This window comes from Anaeromassilibacillus sp. An200, assembly GCF_002160025.1.
Taxonomy (GTDB): Bacteria; Bacillota; Clostridia; order Oscillospirales; family Acutalibacteraceae; genus Caccousia; species Caccousia stercoris.
Genome location: NZ_NFJU01000016.1, coordinates 26,341 through 42,575 on the forward strand (window position 1 = coordinate 26,341; position 16,235 = coordinate 42,575).

The 16,235-nt window shown below is 57.2% G+C and carries 16 protein-coding genes; 13 read left to right on the forward strand and 3 right to left on the reverse strand.

Annotation, left to right across the window (positions count from 1 at the left end):
• Window positions 1-32 precede the first annotated feature (32 nt).
• Together B5F35_RS09455 and B5F35_RS09460 are read right to left on the reverse strand one after the other, a co-directional pair.
• The gene (locus B5F35_RS09455) at window positions 33-830 is read right to left on the reverse strand and encodes a prolipoprotein diacylglyceryl transferase (RefSeq protein WP_162611393.1); all 798 of its coding nucleotides are present in this window, start codon (window positions 828-830) and stop codon (window positions 33-35) included.
• 84 nt (window positions 831-914) lie between these two features.
• Window positions 915-1,193: a DUF4190 domain-containing protein gene (locus tag B5F35_RS09460; RefSeq protein ID WP_087240334.1), complete on the reverse strand. Its 279-nt coding sequence runs from the start codon at window positions 1,191-1,193 to the stop codon at window positions 915-917.
• 252 nt (window positions 1,194-1,445) lie between these two features.
• On the opposite strand from B5F35_RS09460, the gene B5F35_RS09465 reads away from it, so the two are divergent.
• From B5F35_RS09465 to B5F35_RS09490, 6 genes are all read left to right on the forward strand, one after another.
• Window positions 1,446-2,510: a glycosyltransferase family 2 protein gene (locus tag B5F35_RS09465; protein WP_162611394.1), complete on the forward strand. Its 1,065-nt coding sequence runs from the start codon at window positions 1,446-1,448 to the stop codon at window positions 2,508-2,510.
• Between the two features lie 12 nt (window positions 2,511-2,522).
• Window positions 2,523-3,731: a glycosyltransferase gene (locus tag B5F35_RS09470; protein WP_087240338.1), complete on the forward strand. Its 1,209-nt coding sequence runs from the start codon at window positions 2,523-2,525 to the stop codon at window positions 3,729-3,731.
• A 12-nt stretch (window positions 3,732-3,743) separates the two neighbouring features.
• Entirely contained in the window at window positions 3,744-4,382 is a 639-nt protein-coding gene (locus tag B5F35_RS09475) for a lysoplasmalogenase family protein (RefSeq protein ID WP_087240340.1), read from the forward strand.
• Window positions 4,383-4,483: 101 nt separating this feature from the next.
• On the forward strand, window positions 4,484-5,959 hold the full coding sequence (locus B5F35_RS09480) for a UDP-N-acetylmuramoyl-L-alanyl-D-glutamate--2,6-diaminopimelate ligase (protein WP_087240342.1): 1,476 nt from the start codon (window positions 4,484-4,486) through the stop codon (window positions 5,957-5,959).
• Complete coding sequence (locus B5F35_RS09485) at window positions 5,950-7,311, forward strand: UDP-N-acetylmuramoyl-tripeptide--D-alanyl-D-alanine ligase (protein WP_087240344.1); 1,362 nt, start codon at window positions 5,950-5,952, stop codon at window positions 7,309-7,311. Before B5F35_RS09480 ends, B5F35_RS09485 begins: the two co-directional genes overlap by 10 nt.
• A 312-nt stretch (window positions 7,312-7,623) precedes the next feature.
• Complete coding sequence (locus B5F35_RS09490; protein WP_087240346.1) at window positions 7,624-9,198, forward strand: peptidoglycan-binding domain-containing protein; 1,575 nt, start codon at window positions 7,624-7,626, stop codon at window positions 9,196-9,198.
• 61 nt (window positions 9,199-9,259) lie between these two features.
• On the opposite strand, the gene B5F35_RS09495 is transcribed toward B5F35_RS09490, so the two are convergent.
• The gene (locus B5F35_RS09495) at window positions 9,260-10,363 is read right to left on the reverse strand and encodes a nucleoside recognition domain-containing protein (RefSeq protein WP_087240347.1); all 1,104 of its coding nucleotides are present in this window, start codon (window positions 10,361-10,363) and stop codon (window positions 9,260-9,262) included.
• Between the two features lie 138 nt (window positions 10,364-10,501).
• Between B5F35_RS09495 and B5F35_RS09500 the strand changes: the two genes are divergently transcribed.
• The 7 genes from B5F35_RS09500 to recO all read left to right on the forward strand — a co-directional run bounded on the left by B5F35_RS09500 (window position 10,502) and on the right by recO (window position 16,198).
• A complete protein-coding gene (locus B5F35_RS09500) occupies window positions 10,502-10,765 on the forward strand; it encodes a YabP/YqfC family sporulation protein (RefSeq protein WP_242969460.1) in 264 nt (87 codons plus the stop codon).
• 12 nt (window positions 10,766-10,777) lie between these two features.
• Window positions 10,778-11,953, forward strand: a complete 1,176-nt coding sequence (locus tag B5F35_RS09505; RefSeq protein WP_087240351.1) for a sporulation protein YqfD — start codon at window positions 10,778-10,780, stop codon at window positions 11,951-11,953.
• Between the two features lie 206 nt (window positions 11,954-12,159).
• Entirely contained in the window at window positions 12,160-13,116 is a 957-nt protein-coding gene (locus B5F35_RS09510) for a PhoH family protein (protein ID WP_087240353.1), read from the forward strand.
• Between the two features lie 142 nt (window positions 13,117-13,258).
• The gene (gene ybeY, locus B5F35_RS09515; RefSeq protein ID WP_087240355.1) at window positions 13,259-13,762 is read left to right on the forward strand and encodes an rRNA maturation RNase YbeY; all 504 of its coding nucleotides are present in this window, start codon (window positions 13,259-13,261) and stop codon (window positions 13,760-13,762) included.
• Complete coding sequence (locus tag B5F35_RS09520) at window positions 13,759-14,274, forward strand: diacylglycerol kinase family protein (RefSeq protein ID WP_087240357.1); 516 nt, start codon at window positions 13,759-13,761, stop codon at window positions 14,272-14,274. Before ybeY ends, B5F35_RS09520 begins: the two co-directional genes overlap by 4 nt.
• A 1-nt stretch (window position 14,275) precedes the next feature.
• On the forward strand, window positions 14,276-15,244 hold the full coding sequence (era, locus tag B5F35_RS09525) for a GTPase Era (RefSeq protein ID WP_242969462.1): 969 nt from the start codon (window positions 14,276-14,278) through the stop codon (window positions 15,242-15,244).
• A 207-nt stretch (window positions 15,245-15,451) separates the two neighbouring features.
• Window positions 15,452-16,198, forward strand: a complete 747-nt coding sequence (gene recO / locus B5F35_RS09530; RefSeq protein ID WP_087240359.1) for a DNA repair protein RecO — start codon at window positions 15,452-15,454, stop codon at window positions 16,196-16,198.
• The last annotated feature ends 37 nt before the right edge of the window (window positions 16,199-16,235 follow it).

The following is a 16,235-nucleotide window of genomic DNA, read 5'->3' on the forward strand; positions in this document are numbered from 1 at the left end:
CTCACAGAAGACAGGGGAGCAGGGGGAAAGGGTCACGATGCAGCGGGCCGCTTTCTCCTTTTTTGATCGGTCAAAAGAAATACAACGGTTCCGATCAGCAGCAGGATGCTGATGATCTGCGAGGTGGACAGGCCAAACAGGAATCCGCGATAGGAGTCGCCGCGCAGAAATTCCAGGAAAAACCGTCCGACGGCGTAGACGCAGAGATAGACGGCGAGCAGACGCCCCTTGTACAGCCCGCGGCGCAGCAGGGAAAACAGTACGAGGAACAGCGCAAAGCAGAACAACGCTTCCAGAAGCTGAACCGGGAAACGGCGCACGCCGTTGGCGATAGTAATGGGATTCTGGGTGTAGGTGAAACCAACGGAGCATTCGATTCCATAGCAGCAGCCGCCCAGAAAGCAGCCGATCCGGCCAAAGGTGTGAAACAGCGGCACGCTGACCGCCATCACATCCACAAAATCGTTGGGGAAGCGCTTTTTCCGATAGTACAGTCCGCCTGTGGCCATCCCGCCGAGAAGGCCGCCGTAAAAGACGGAACCGCCGAAGGTAGCGGCCGCCGACTGCCAGAAGGCCTCGGAAAAGCCGGTTTGCGGCAGCATGGAAAAGGTCTGGAAAAAAAGCGTGGGATTTGTCAGACCGTACAGCATATGGCCGCCGATCAGGGCTCCCACACCGCAGAAAAGAAGCACGCAAATCATGTCATTCTCATCGAAGCCGCGCTTTTTGATCTGGACGCAGGCAAAGATCCCGCTGACAAAGAAGCCTGCCAGCGCGATCAGGGGATAGATGGCAAAGGTTTTGCCGAAAATCTCAAACGGTGGAATCAAAGAAGCACCTTCCTTTTTACAGGTCAAGAAAAAATGCGATGCGCCCGCGGACGCATCGCATTTTCAACGGATGTCGTGATAAAATCAGGCAGCCATACCAGCAGCAGCAAAAATGCCGGCAGCGCAGACCACGCAGATCACGCCGATAGCGGCGAAAGCGGTGCCGATGATGCCGAGCACAAGACCCGCAGTGGCAAGACCCTTCTCGTTGTCGGCAGCCATCTTACGGCCCTTCACACCGAACACGATGCCCAGAATGGCCAGGATCAGAGTGAAATACTGGACAACCGGGATAAAGGAACCGACAATGCCCAGAATTCCGCAAATCAGAGCCGCGATAGACATATTCTTTGCGTTATCCATGTTGAAAAAGACCCTCCTTCAATTATTCTGATCCTTGTTCACGGATCGGAAACAAATCCATCTTACCTGATTTTATTTCCCTTGTCAATTCTATTTCAGGAGATCAGTGGATATGACAGTATTTGAGTTCATAAATTATTAAAAATATCAAATCTTAAAGATTCCTGTCGATTTTCCGGGAAGTGCGCTTTTGCTTGTATTCGCAAAAGCGGGATGCTATAATTTAGGAGAATCAGAGGGGAGGATTTTGATTTGGCAAAGGTCAGTGTAGTGGTCCCGATCTATCGGGTGGAGCAGTATCTGGAGCAGTGCGTGAACAGCCTTTTGCGGCAGACACTCACCGATCTGGAGATTTTGCTGGTGAACGATGCGTCTCCCGACCGTTCCCTTGAGATTGCCCGCCGCTTTGAGAGCGATCCGCGGGTGCGGGTGATCGACAAGCCGCATGGCGGGCTGGGCGATACACGGAACTGGGGTGCGCGGGAAGCAACTGGTGAATATCTCGCCTTTGTGGATTCGGACGACTGGCTGGAGGAGGACGCTTTTGAAAAACTGTCCGCCGCGGCGGACGCGAATGGGGCGGATCTCACCGTGTTTCAGTTTGTCCGCGAAAATGTGACGGATGGTGTGAGCCGCGTCTGCTCCCTCCCCATCGATCCGGCAGCCTCACAGGAGGAAACCGCGCACCGTGTACTGGCGGAGCTGATCGGACCCGGTCCGGATTCCGGCGTTTGGAGGAGCGTGGAAATGCTCGGCTGCGCGTGGCGCAGGCTGTACCGCCGGGAATGGTTTATGAGGAACCACCTTTCCTATTATAAAGAGCAGGAGATTATGCTGGAGGATCTGCCGGTTTCCATTCAGGCGCATGTGCTGGCAGGGCGTGTTCTCTTTGTGGATGGGGCATACTACCACTACCGCTATAACCCGGACTCTTTGAGCACGCGCTACCGCCCGGGGAAAATGGAGATGCTGCTTCGCTGCTATGAGGTGGTGGAGCATTTTCTGGTGTCGCAGGGCCTGCAGGAGGAGTATGGGGAACGCCATCTCGCGTGGCTGCTGCGCAGCGGCGCCCACAGCGCGCTGGTGAATGTGTTTTCTCCAAACAATCCGGCTTCCTTCCCGGGGCGCTGGAAAGAAGTGCACGGTATCCTGCGCCAGCCGCTTGTGCGCAGAGCGGCCGCGTCCGGATATCTCAAGGCGTGCACAAAGGCGGATCGCCTGATCCGCCTGGTGATCCGCACGGGGATGACGCTGCCGGCCTATGTGTTTTACAGCGCTTATTCCCGCTCCCTTCGGCGCGACGCGGGAAAAAAATAAGGGGGATGCTCTGTGGAGAAAAAGAAGGTCCTGTTTGTTAATTTCAGCTTGCACAGCGGGGGGATCGAAAAAAGCCTGGTCACTCTGCTGGGGTTGTTTGATTATGATCGCTATGAGGTGGATTTGCAGCTTTTCGCGGACGAGGGGTTATTTCTCGGCCGTGTGCCGGAGCAGGTGAACCATCTGCCATCGCTCTTTCCCGGCGTATACCGCAAAAACATCCGGGAAGCATTCCCCGCTCTGATCCGGCAGAAGCATCCTCTGATCGCGCTGTGCCGCCTGCTTGTCACCTTTGCGGGAAAAACGCAGGGCGGGATGGGCGACCGCCTGTTCCGCATGTGGCGGATTGAAAAGCATTTTATCCGTGCTTCGCAGAAGGAGTATGACGCGGTGGTGGCCTTTATGGAGGGCCAGCCGATTTATTATGCCGTTTCAAGGGTGAAGGCCAAGCGAAAGATTGGATTTATCCATGGAGATTATGGAGCCATGGGCCTGAACGCGGATCTCGACCGGCGCTATGTCGATCGCCTTCACGCTCTCTGTACGGTTTCGGAATCCTGCCGGGACGCGCTGTGCGAGGCTTTCCCGGGCAGGGAAAACCGGTTTCATGTGATTTACAACATCATTTCGGCGGGTTTTATGAAGCAGATGGCGCAGGAGCCGGCTGATTTTGGAGACGATTTTTCCGGTCCGCGAATCCTGACCATTGCCCGGCTTTCGCACCAAAAGGGGCTGGATTTGGCGCTTCTGGCCGCCATGCTTATGAAAAAGCGGGGCTATTCGTTCCGCTGGTATATCATCGGCGTTGGTCCGGAGGAGGAGGATCTGCGCATGCAGAGGGAGCAGCTCCGTCTGGAGGATACCGTTTTCTTCTTGGGGGAGCAGGCCAACCCGTATCCCTTCCTCCGTGCCTGCGATATCTACGCGCAGACCTCGCGTTTTGAGGGAAAGAGTATTGCGGTGGACGAGGCGATGGTGATGGCGCGTCCGATTTTGCTCACCGACTTTTCCACGGCGGCCGATCAGATTGATTCGGAGAAAAACGGGCTGATTGTTCCCATGACGCCGGAGGGGATCGCGGAGGGGCTGCAGCGTCTGCTTTCCGATACGAAGCTGCGGGATCGTTTTACCGCTGCCCTTGCGGCGCAGGACTATACCAACGAAAAGGAGATCGAAAAGCTGTATGCGCTGATCGATGGGACGCCGTTTCCCGGTGACTGAGAAAGGGGCTGAATGGCTGTGACGGAGATTGTGCTCGCTGTTGTTCTGTTTCTTGGCATGGAAGCTTGTCTGTATCTGTACCTGGACAGCCCGAAACGGGGCAGTCTGTTCTGGAAAGCCTGTGCGACGCTGATGCCGGTGCTTCTGTGCTTGTCCGGCTCTTTGCGCAGCGGGGGAGAGCACTATCTGCTGTTGGCGGCTCTGTGCGTCTGCCTGATTTCCGATGTCCTGATTGGGGTCCATTTTGTTTCCGGTGTGCTTTCGTTCCTCACCGCCCATATTCTGCTGATGGTGTATCTTGTGCGCCAGGCGCCGCCTACGCTGTGGAGCCTTTTGCCCTGGGCGGTGCTGTATGGCTTGCTCTGGCTTTATTATGGAAAGGAAATTCCCACGCTTGGCAAACGCGCTGTGCCAATGTGTCTGTATCCGGCTTTTCTGTTCGGCATGTTTTCTCTTGCGGTTGCCCTTCCGTTTTTGCGGCCCGGTCCCTCGTCTGTCTGTCTCGCGCTGGGGGCCGCGTGCTTCTGTGTGTCGGATATGGTGCTGGGAGATGGCGTTGTTCATGAGAAGCAGTCGCGTCTGCGGGATCATGTGATTATGCACCTGTATGAGCCTGCCGTCTTTCTGTTTGCCCTGAGTACCATCTGGTAAACAGTATGCGCTTTATCTATTTTGTTTCAGATCCATTTATCTATAGATTATGATCCATGCGGTGGGATCCCACGATCCGACGCGCGGACAGGAGGCGTTTCATGAAACTGAAAGATTTGCTGACAAACCTGACGTATACCGCTCACGGCGATCTGGATACGGAGATTTCCGATCTGGTCTATGATTCGCGCAAGGCCGGGCCGGGTAAGGCTTTTGTCTGCCTGGGCGGCACACGCGCCGACGGGCACAGCTATGCTGCCCAGGCTGTAAAGGCGGGCTGCTGCGCCGTGATTGCGGAGCGTGAAGTGGAAACGGATGGCGTGCCGCTTGTTCTGGTGGAAAAGACCCGTCCGGCTCTCGCGGAGATGAGCGCCGCCCTGTTTGGCCGCCCTGCTGAGCATATGCGCGTGGTGGGGATCACCGGTACCAAGGGGAAAACCACGACAGCCCATATGGTGCGCGCCATTTTGGAGGAAGCGGGAATTGCCACGGGCATGATCGGCACGGTGGGTATTGAGATTGGAAAAGAACACATCCACACGGTAAACACCACACCGGAATCCTATGAGATCCAGCGGGCGCTGCGTCAGATGATTGACGCGGGCTGCACAGCTGCTGTTTTGGAGGCCTCCTCGATCGGCCTGCGTGATCACCGTCTCGATTCGCTGCCCTTTTTTGCTGGTGTGTTCACGAATTTTTCGGAGGATCATATCGGCGGGGAGGAGCACAAGGACATGGAGGAATACCTCGCTTGCAAGAGCATGCTCTTCACCCGTTGCGAAACGGGCGTTGTCAACCTTGACGATCCCGCCTGGGAGGGCGTGACACAGGGGCACACCTGCCGTCTCCAGACCTTCGGTTTTTCCCGGCAGGCGGAGCTTTACGCGGAAAACGAACATCTTGTCACACGTCCGGGATTCCTTGGCGTCGGGTTCACGATGAAGGGCCGGCGCGATCTGGATGTGGAGGTAGACATTCCAGGCCATTTCAACGTCTATAACGCACTGGCAGCGGCGGCTGTCTGTACGCTTTTTGATGTGCCGGATGAGGCGATCCGGCGCGGATTGGCGCGCGTCAAGGTCAAGGGGCGCGTGGAGCCTGTTCCGGTGCCGGGGAACTATACGCTGCTGATCGACTATGCACACAACGCTGTGAGCATGGAGAGCATTCTGACGACGCTGCGGGAATACCACCCGCACCGCCTGATCTGTCTGTTCGGTGCGGGCGGCAACCGGCCGCGTGCCCGGCGCTATGAGATGGGAGAGGCCAGCGGGCGGCTGGCGGATCTCTCCGTGGTGACGGAGGACAATTCCCGTTTTGAGGATGTGATGGACATCATTGCGGATATCCGCACAGGACTCGACAAAACAGACGGAGAATATATCGTGATCCCCAACCGGACGGACGCAATCCGCTGGTGCATTGAGAATGCGCAGGAGGGAGATATTGTGGTGCTGGCGGGCAAGGGTCATGAGGATTATCAGGAGATCCGGGGCGAGCGCCATCACTACGATGAGCGCGAAGTGATTGCCGCGATTCTGGCTGGCGGGGAAAAGGGGGAAGCAGCATGCAAATGACAGCGCTGGAAATTGCCGAGGCCTGCGGGGGGCGAATCCTTTGCGGCGATCCGCAGACTATGATTACCTCCGTGAGTACGGACAGCAGAAAGATTTCACCCGGAGCCCTGTTTGTGCCGATCCGGGGAGAGAGAACGGATGCGCACGCCTACATTTCCGCGACATTCGCGGCGGGAGCCGCCGCAACGCTGACGCAGAACGACACGGAAAAACAGGATAATCACGTGTGGATTGCCGTGCCGGACACGGTGGAGGCTTTGCGCCGGATTGCGGCGGCTTACCGCTCCCGCTTTACACTGCCCGTGATCGGCATTACAGGCAGTGTGGGTAAAACCACCACAAAAGAAATGGTGGCTCTTGCCCTTTCCTCCCGTTGGAACACCATGAAAACCGAGGGAAATCAGAACAGCCAGGTCGGCCTTCCCCTTACCATGTTTCGCCTGCTTCCTGAGCATGAGGTGGCAGTGATTGAGATGGGTATGAGCGATTTCGGGGAAATGGCACGTCTGGCACAGGTTGCGCGCCCGCAGTATGCGGTGATGACGAACATCGGTGTGTCCCACATCCAGCAGCTTGGCTCGCAGGAAAATATTCTTTCGGAAAAGCTGCATATTACGGACGCCTTTTTACCTGGCTCAATTCTGTTTCTCAACGGTGACGACCCGCATCTGGCCGGGCTGCGCCATCGGATGCCGGCGGTGCGGAAGGTCTGGTTCGGTATGGCTCCATGGTGTGATTACCGTCCGGAGCAGATCGAGCGCCAGGGCGATGGGACAAAGTTTACAGCCCACTCTCCATGGGGCAGCGTAACCGTGGAGCTTCCGGTTCCCGGCGCGCACAACGTGCGCAACGCGCTGGCTGCGCTGGCTGTCACGAAGGAGCTGGGCGGCGATTTGCAGGAGGCGGCGGATGCTCTGGCCGGATACGCCCCGCTGGCGATGCGCCAGCAGATCCACCGCACCGCACATGGCCTGACGGTGATCGACGATTCGTATAATGCCAGCCCGGACGCCATCTACAGCAGCTTAGAGGTGCTCGGCGGCATCCCGGGACGCCATGTGGCGGTTCTGGCGGATATGCTGGAGCTGGGCGCGATCGAGAAAAAAGCGCATGAGGAGGTAGGTCTCTGCGCGGCGCGCGGCGGTGTCAGCCTTCTGGTGACGGTTGGCGAGCGGGCCAGATGGATCGCGGCGGGAGCGCGGTCGTATGCCGCGCCTCCGGCCTGCCACAGCTTCCGCACCAATGAGGAAGCCCTTGCTTTCCTGCGCGCCCATCTGCAGCCCGGGGATGTGGTTCTTGTCAAAGGATCGCGCGGCATGCATACCGATGAGATCGTAAAGGGTTTGCTGTAAGTTCGAAATAGTGTCATAAGAATTGAAATCCAGATGAAAATCCGGTGTTTCGAAGAGCAAATCAGGCTCGAAGAAACACCGGTCTTTTTTTCTTGCGCTTCTTTTCTGTGAAAAAAGCAAAAATATTTGTCTAAATTATGAATTTTTACGTCTTTCCGCTTTTTAGGGGTTGAAGTTGTAACCAAGCTGTGCTAAACTGTAACCAGTTTGTTACTAATTGTAATCTTTTTGCGAGATTTCTCCGCGAAGAATGGGTATGCGGATAATAATAAGATAGAAAAGGATCTACATAGCACAGGAGGCTGAAAACGGATGAAAAGAAAGCAATGGATTTCGTTTGTGATGATGCTGGCTCTGGTAGCCATGATGATAGTAGGAAAGCTTCCCACCCCGCAGGTTTCGGCGGCGGGAACGGGCGTCGGTCTGGCGGAGCATGCGCTTGCCGCGTATTCGAATGGATGGCTCTACCGCTACGGCGCGAGCGGCCAGACCTCGGGCGGCCGGGTGTACAGCGACTGCTCCGGTCTGATTTATTCCTACAGCGGCACGGCCAGAAGCAGCGGCATGCAGATCAGCAGCGCGGCGGAATCCGGCTCCTTCTCTTCGCTGCCCCGCATCCATGGGCTGGGGCTGTGGCAGCCGGGTCACGTTGGCGTGTATGTTGGCGGCGGCATGGCGGTTGACTGCCGGGATACGAGCAGCAACACGGTCTATGAAGCCGCAAGCGCTCACGGCTGGCAGAAATGGTATAAGGTTCCCGGTGTTTCCTATCCGACAACCGGTTGGGTGACCTTCAACGGCGCGGATTATTATTATGAAAACGGACAGTATGTGGTGAGCTGCACCAAAGAGATTGACGGTGTTTCCTATACCTTTGACGCAAGCGGCCGCATTGCGGGCAGCGCTCCGGAAAATGCTGTGCAGGCCCCGCAGGTGGAAGCTCCCGTTCAGCAGCCTTCCTCGGGCAACAGCTATACGGCGCCGTCCACCAGCACCGGCTCGTCCAATTCCGGCGGCTCCACACAGACCGAGACGGTAACGTATGTGGATCTGGGACTGGACAGCAAGGGCGCGGCTGTAACCCGCCTGCAAACCCGTCTGAGCGAGCTGGACTATTACTATGAGATGATCAACGACTACTATGACCAGATGGTCAAGGATGCCGTTTCCCTGTATCAGAAGGCCGCGGGCCTGGAAGTGACCGGTATCGCGGATGTGGCGACGCAGGAGAGTCTGTTCTCCTCCAGCGCTCCGCTGAACGAGGAGCCCGGCACCGTGTATCCCGGTTACCACAGCAGCATCATTCGTCAGCTTCAGGAACGCCTGATCGAGCTGGGCTATATGGAGGGTGAAACGTCCTTCTTCTACGGCGATACCACCAAGGAAGCGGTTCTGGCTTACCAGACGGCTGCCGGGATGGAGCCGGATGGAATCCTGACGATGGATGAGCAGAATGTCATCTTCTCCGATGATGCCATCCCCGCTCCGAAGGCCGAAGAGCCCGAGGAGACGGAGGAAGAGCCTGTGGAGGATACAGCGGCTTCCGAGAGTGAAGACAAGGTTGCCGCAGCTGCCGCCACGACCGATGACGGCGAAAACACTGCCGCCCGCTCCGCTTCTTCCGACGATCCGGCAGAAGCAGCCGCCGCCAAGGTGGTGGGGAGTGTTTCCTCTGCCGCAGAGGTGACGAACGGTATTTTCGTGCAGACGGTTCATGCTGCCACGAAGGATCAGCAGGCCGGGCAGACGGATGACATCGGAAACGGTGTGATTGCCTTTGCGGTTGTGCTGTTCGGTGCATTGCTGACCACGACGCTCTTTATTGTTCGCAAGAGAAGAATTACCATCAGGGACTTCGCGGTCGCGCTGATTCGGAAATTCTTCTGACTCTCATAGATGAATGGGACGTGCTTGCAGGCTTTTCGCCTGCAAGCACGTCCTTTTTGTTTCATAATCTTCCATGGGCTTCTTTTTTGCCGCGTCCTGCCCCAAAACGGGGAGAATAGCAGGCCGCCAGAAAAACGGCGCAGCAGACAAGCAGTGCTCCTGCTGCGATGGGTGAGCCTCCCAAATCGGCGGCAGGCTGGGAAGAGGTGTTGGAAAAAACCTCCTGTGCGGTGATTTCAGGCGGGAAAATGGCATTGAGCACAACGGCGAACGGAACAGCCAGAACGGCATGTGCAAGGCGCGCCAGCGCAAAGCGTGGGTAGGAAAGACGGGGTGCGCCGGGCAGAGAGAGGATTTGAAGCTGGACACTCAGACCGCCCCAGCCAAGTGCGGCGGCAAAGAGCCATAAAGGCGCCCCTTGTGCGGTGAGATCGCGGCAGCCGCCTGTGATCTCCAGAACTGCGGACAGGCAGGCCAGCATCATTCCCGGGGCAATCAAAATGGAGAGAAACTCCAGAATAACGGCGAACAGGATGACAAAGCAGCACATCGCGGCGAGAGAACGGCAGGCGTCAAACGCGGAAGCGACCAAAGCGTCTCCGGCTTTTGCGGGCGCACGGGAGATAGAGCGGGATTGTACCGTGAGAGGGTCATGACCGCGCAGCAGAACGCCAAGTACAAGACCCGCGGAAAGGCTGGAAGCCAGAAGGATCCCTCCCGCTCTGGGGCTGTGGAGAAAACCGGCTCCCACGGCGCTCAGCACAAACGCGGGACCGGCGTTGACGCAGAATAGGGTCATTCGCCGGGCTTGTTTTTCATCGATCTCTCCCGCTTGCAGGAGAGCGGCGGTCCCCCGCGCACCGACGGGGTAGCCGCCTGCCATTCCCATCAGGATCACGGGAGCACAGCATCCGGGCAGGCGAAACAGGAAGCGCATGGGTCCTTCCAGCAGCTTCCCCAGCAGGGCAGCCGCACCGGAGCGGACCAGAAAGACGCTGAGCACCAGGAAAGGGAACAGCGAAGGAACCAGAACGGACAGACAGACGTTCAGCCCACGAGCCGCACCGCGCGCCGCTGTGTCCGGAAAAAGTGAGAGGGCCAGTCCCGCCCCCAGCGAGATCAGAAGCAGGATGGTGCAGCGCAGCAGCTCCGTCTTTTTTTTCATAGATTTTCCTCCTCTTTGAAATAGCCGTTTACCGGATCCTATGCGGACAGGGCGGCATACATGACAAGCACGGTGCATAGGAATGAGGCAGCGGCCCGCCATGGGCGGCGGATACGGCATAAAGGAGGCGGAAACGCTTTGGGGGAACAGAGCGGCGCACAAAAGGGAGGGCTGACGCTGCTGCACCGTGCGGTCAGCGGCCCGCATATTGAGCTTCTGGGCAACCGGGAAGCGGTGGTGGAGGGCTGCCAGGGAATTCTGGAATACGATGACGGTGTGGTTCGCGTGCGGGCCGGAAGGCTTGTGGTGCGCTTTACGGGGCGAGGCCTGAAAATCCGCTGTATGACGGCGGATTCCCTGGTGGTGGAAGGCTTTTTGCTGGGAATGGAATTTATGATATAAGGGGGCGCCGGTATGCTCGTACAGTTCACGCGCTGGTTTTGGGGATCGGTGCGGTTTCGGATCGAGGGTTCGGCGGAGCGTTTTTTCAATCATTGCGCACGGTGTGGGATTGTTCTGTGGGGAATGCAGGCAGGAGAAACGCCGGGTGCGTGGATTCGCGCGGGGCAGTATTCCCAGCTCCTGGGGTGTGCCCGCAGCGCGCATTGCCGCCTTCGGGTAGAGGAGAAAAGAGGGCTTCCTTTCCGCACCTACTGGCTCCGCCGGAGAAAAGGGCTTGTGACAGGAGCTGTACTGGGCGCGGTGATTTTGACGATCCTCTCGCAGCAGGTCTGGTGTGTGCAGGCGCAGGGGCTGGAAAGCATCACACAGGAGGAATTGCAGGCGGCCTGCCGGGAGATTGGGCTTGTACCGGGTGCGTGGCGCAGCAGTGTGGATCCCTTGCAGGCGGAGCAGCAGCTGATGCTCCGTTTTCCGCATGTGACCTGGCTGACGGTGAATACACAGGGCAGCGCGGTCTATATCGAGCTTTCTGAAGGCGTGGAGAAACCGGACATGGACACCTGGAAGCAGCCCGGCAACGTAAAAGCTGCCGCATCGGGCCAAATCGTGCGCCTGGAGGTGTATGCCGGAACGCCCGTGGTCAATGTGGGAGACGCGGTGACGGCAGATCAGCTTCTGATCAGCGGGGTGATGGAGGATCCCTATGGAAACGTCTCCCTGCGGCACGCTTCGGGCCGTGTGATCGCTTCCACCGTTCGGGAGTTTTCCGCACAGATCCCGATGACGGAGACGATTGAGGAACCGTCGGGACAGATAATCAGCAGAAGAAGCGCATCCTTTTTCGATTTGCGGCTGCCCCTGACGCTCACAGAGGAACCGGGCGAGGGCTGGGAAAAGGAATCGGTGAGGACCGTGCTTCGCGCCAACGGTGTGGAGCTTCCTGTTTCGTGGCTGGAGGAAACCTGGAGGGAGGTGTCTGTCCGGGAACGGCTGCTTACGCCGGAGGAAGCCCTGGAGGCAGCGCGGGCCGAGGTGGAGAGACAGAAAAGCGCTCTGAAGGGTCTCACGGTTCTCAACGGAAAGGAGAGCATTTCACAGGAAAACGGCGTGCTGTATTATACGCTTCATGCCCAGTGTGAGGAAGATATTGCGGTGGAGACGGAAATCCTTGTAAATTCACCAAATTGAAGGCGTGTATTTCATCACTTTTTTAACGGGAAAGCAGATGACGGAAGGAAGAAAATGTGCTATAATCATTACGAACAAATTGAATAATAATTTATTAAATTTATGTGAACACTATACAATAATTCCTGCGTCCTGATTTGCCTAAAAAACAGAAACGGCACGGACGGATGTTTGGATAGATTGTCAGGATCTATGGGAGCGATGGAATGTTTGAACAAAGGATCAATATAGAAAGAATGGATCAAGCGGCCGCCCTTTTTGGCAGTATGGATGAAAACGTGCGGCTGCTGAGCGCGGAGTTTCAGGTTTCGATTGTGGCGCGGGACGCGGAAATCAAGGTGTCCGGTGAGCCGGAAAACGTGGCGCTGGCTGTGCGGGCGATCGAAAGCCTTCTGGGCCTGATCAACCGGGGCGAAGGGCTGACGGAACAGAACATCCGCTACTGTATTTCCCTGGTGCGCGAGGGCGGAGAAGAAAAGATCACAGCGCTCGCGGGAGACTGTATCTGCATTACCAGCAAGGGAAAGCCCGTGAAACCCAAAACACTGGGACAGAAGCGGTACTGCACCGCCATCCGTGAGCACACCATCACCATCGGCGTAGGCCCTGCCGGCACAGGTAAGACGTATCTGGCTGTGGCGATGGCGGTAACCGCTTTCCGTGCGCAGGAGGTAAACCGTATCATCCTCACGCGCCCGGCGGTGGAGGCGGGAGAAAAGCTGGGATTTCTGCCGGGCGATTTGCAGCAGAAGGTAGACCCCTACCTGCGCCCGCTCTATGACGCCCTGTTTGATATGCTGGGCGCGGAAACGTACCAGAAATATGTGGAGCGCGGGAACATCGAGGTCGCGCCGCTGGCCTACATGCGTGGCCGGACGCTGGATGACAGCTTCATCATTCTGGATGAGGCGCAGAATACCACGCAGGAGCAGATGAAAATGTTCCTTACCCGTTTGGGCTTTGGCTCGAAGATGGTGATCACCGGCGACGTGACGCAGATTGATTTGCCGGACGGGCGCAAATCAGGCCTCAAGGAGGTTATGCGGATCCTGCGGGATATTGATGACATCGCGCAGGTGCGTTTTGACGGCCGCGATGTGGTTCGTCACCGTCTGGTGCAGGATATCATCAAGGCGTATGAGAAGGTGGAAGAAAGACGCTGATTTTTAGATTTGTTTAACAAATTCTCTTCATTTCTTCATAAAATTGCAGTAAAATCAGAGTAAATGAAAAGGAATACCCTTTGCCGGGAATGCAAAAGTAGAAAAGCACCGGGCGGGGAGGAGTAAACGGAGGACGCGGAAAATGGAAAAAATCAGAGTGGTCATCGACAACAAGCAGAAAAATGTGAAAATCCCAACAGGCCTGCGCATGCTGGTGCGCCGCTGCTGCAACGCCGTGCTGCGCATGGAGAATTTTCAGGGCCCTGCGGAGATCAGCGTGACGTTTGTGAACAACGAGCAGATCCATGAGCTGAACCGCCAGTACCGGGACAAGGATATGCCGACGGACGTGCTCTCCTTCCCGATGGGAGAAAATGGGGAGTACGACGTCAATCACGATACGGGTGCAAAGATCCTTGGAGATATTGTGATTTCAATGGAGAAGGCAGTGGAGCAGGCATCGCGCTACGGCCATTCGCTGGAGCGAGAGGTCGGCTATCTGACGGCCCATTCCATGCTGCATCTGCTGGGGTATGATCACGAGAAATCAGGCCTGGATCGCGTGCGGATGCGCGAGAAGGAGGAGCAGGTCATGTCTCAGCTGGGCCTGCCCAGCACCAGCAGCTATGTTTTGGGCGACGAATGAATTTTCCGTTTCATAAGAGCCTTCGGTGTGCGATCCGAGGGATTGTGCGCTGCCTGAGAAACGAAAGAAATATGCGCTTCCATACGATGGCGGCGCTGTACGTCCTGTTTTTCTCGGGCTTTTTCGGTCTGAGCCGCGCCGAGCTTGCCGTTCTGTTTGTGACGATCGGTGCGGTCCTCTCAGCGGAGGTGTTCAATACGGCCGCGGAGGATCTGTGCGATTATGTGTCCCCCGGCTTTGCCCGGCGGATCGGTTCCGTCAAGGATCTGGCGGCGGGCGCTGTTCTGCTGAGCGCAATGGCTGCTGTGGGTGTGGGAGTCGTTCTGTTCTGGAGACCGGAGCGCTTTTCTGTAATCACGGCATGGTTTTTGGATGCGCCGTGGCGTTTGGCGCTTCTGGCTGCTTCTCTCCTGGCGGCAGCTTTGTTTGTCGTATTGCCCGGACGCGGGGATAAACCGGAAAAGCCGGGAGAGGATTGGGAAAGCTCAAAAAACGGCGGGACGGAAAAGTGAAATGCAGAAAGGAATGGAAGCTTTGCCGCAGGACTGGAATATGTTGGAACCGAACCGGGAGGGCCGGTCGGTATTTTTGGCCATTGTAGGCCGCCCAAATGTGGGGAAATCCTCCCTGCTTAACCGGATGCTGGGCCAGAAGGTGGCCATTGTGAGCAGCAAGCCGCAGACGACGCGCACCCGCATCATGGGCGTGCTGACGGAGGGGGAGGATCAGCTGGTGTTCCTCGATACTCCGGGCTTGAATAAGCCTCACAGCCGTTTGGACGAATATATGGCCCGCTCGGTGACAGAATCGGTGGCGGGCGTTGACGTCTGCCTGCTGGTCACGGAGGCGGGCGCGCCGGTTTCTCACGCGGACCGCGATCTGCTCGAGCGCTGCCGTGCGCAGCAGCTTCCCGCCGTGCTGGCGATCAACAAGATTGATACCCTGAAGGATAAATCGGCCCTCATGGCGCAGATTGCGGAATGGAACACGCTGTATCCTTTTGAAGCGGTTGTCCCTGTTTCGGCGCAGGACGGCAGCGGGATCCAGAGTGATTTGATCCCGGAGCTGAAAAAGCTTTGCCAGCCGGGCGGACACTTTTTCGATGCTGATACGCTCACGGATCAGCCGGAGCGCGTTCTGGCAGGGGAAATGATCCGCGAAAAGCTGCTCCGTCTCTTGGACAAGGAGATTCCGCACGGCGCGGCCGTGGCGGTGGAGCGCATGCGGGAACGCGACGATGGCAGCGGGATCACCGACGTGGACGCCACGATTTTCTGTGAGAAGGAAAATCACAAGGCGATCATCATCGGCAAGGGCGGCTCGATGCTGAAAAAAATTGGAAGCTATGCCCGCGCTGATATGGAGCGTTTTTTTGACTGCAAAATCAATCTGAAGCTTTGGGTGAAGGTGAAGGAGGACTGGCGCAACCGTGAAGCCGTGCTCCGCAGCCTGGGTTATGATAAAACGGACTTTAATTTATAATCGCTAAGACAGATTTTCCCTGACATACTCCATGCATGGCGGAGAATACTGAAAAAGGTAGTTTCCGTCGAAAGGGGGATGTGTGGGAAATGAATGAAATTTCGGCTTGGGAACGGTTTGCGCAGACGGGGCGTGTGGGCGATTATCTCCGGTATGTCCAGTGCCGGGGGCAGCCCGGGGAGTTCCGTTTGGCCCGGGAGGACACATATGCAGATGGAAACGGATGGGCTGATGATCGGGGAGCAGAGTGTGGGGGAGAGCGACCGCCTTGTCACCGTGCTCACCCGTGATGAGGGTGTGGTGCGCGCCTTTGCCCGGCAGGCGAAGCGGACGGGTAGCACAAAGGTTTCCGCGACGCAGCTGTTCTGCTATTCCCGCCTCACGCTGTATAAGGGGCGGGACAAATACATCATTGATGACGCGCGGCCGATCGAGCTGTTTTTCGATCTGCGCCGGGATATTGAGCGCTTGGCCCTGGCCCAGTACTTTTGCGAACTGGCCCGATCGCTGGCTCCGCAGGAAGCACCGGCCGGGGATTTTTTACGCCTGCTGCTCAATTCCTTCCACTTTTTGAGCAAGGGGACGCGCCCTCCGCTGCTGCTCAAGGCGGTGGTGGAAATGCGGATGCTCTCGTTTGCGGGATACATGCCGGATCTGGTGGGATGCTGCGGCTGCGGCTGTTATGAGGCGGATCCGATGCTTTTTTACCCGCGTGAAGGCGCGATTTGCTGCCCGGAATGTGCGCGGGAGCACGGCGGCGCGCCAATGCCGCTGGGGCCCGGCGTTTTGACGGCGCTGCGCCATACCATTTATGCGGATTTTGAGAAGCTGTTTTCCTTTACGCTGCCGCCCGCGGGCCAAAAGGCTCTGGCGGCGGCAAGTGAGCGATACATGCTCTGCACCTTGGATCGCAGCTTCCGGACACTTGACTTTTTTCACGGGCTTGCGACATAAGGGCGCGGCCTGTTTGGAGGAAACCTATGACAGATAT

Excerpts from the sequence above, each read along its gene's own strand:
- B5F35_RS09460 (WP_087240334.1), bottom strand. The coding sequence starts at position 1,193 with ATGGATAACGCAAAGAATATGTCTATCGCGGCTCTGATTTGCGGAATT.
- B5F35_RS09490 (WP_087240346.1), top strand. The coding sequence starts at position 7,624 with ATGAAAAGAAAGCAATGGATTTCGTTTGTGATGATGCTGGCTCTGGTA.
- B5F35_RS09495 (WP_087240347.1), bottom strand. The coding sequence starts at position 10,363 with ATGAAAAAAAAGACGGAGCTGCTGCGCTGCACCATCCTGCTTCTGATC.
- B5F35_RS09480 (WP_087240342.1), top strand. The coding sequence starts at position 4,484 with ATGAAACTGAAAGATTTGCTGACAAACCTGACGTATACCGCTCACGGC.
- B5F35_RS09520 (WP_087240357.1), top strand. The coding sequence starts at position 13,759 with ATGAATTTTCCGTTTCATAAGAGCCTTCGGTGTGCGATCCGAGGGATT.
- B5F35_RS09475 (WP_087240340.1), top strand. The coding sequence starts at position 3,744 with ATGGCTGTGACGGAGATTGTGCTCGCTGTTGTTCTGTTTCTTGGCATG.
- era (WP_242969462.1), top strand. The coding sequence starts at position 14,276 with ATGCAGAAAGGAATGGAAGCTTTGCCGCAGGACTGGAATATGTTGGAA.
- B5F35_RS09510 (WP_087240353.1), top strand. The coding sequence starts at position 12,160 with ATGTTTGAACAAAGGATCAATATAGAAAGAATGGATCAAGCGGCCGCC.
- B5F35_RS09485 (WP_087240344.1), top strand. The coding sequence starts at position 5,950 with ATGCAAATGACAGCGCTGGAAATTGCCGAGGCCTGCGGGGGGCGAATC.
- recO (WP_087240359.1), top strand. The coding sequence starts at position 15,452 with ATGCAGATGGAAACGGATGGGCTGATGATCGGGGAGCAGAGTGTGGGG.
- B5F35_RS09505 (WP_087240351.1), top strand. The coding sequence starts at position 10,778 with ATGCTCGTACAGTTCACGCGCTGGTTTTGGGGATCGGTGCGGTTTCGG.
- ybeY (WP_087240355.1), top strand. The coding sequence starts at position 13,259 with ATGGAAAAAATCAGAGTGGTCATCGACAACAAGCAGAAAAATGTGAAA.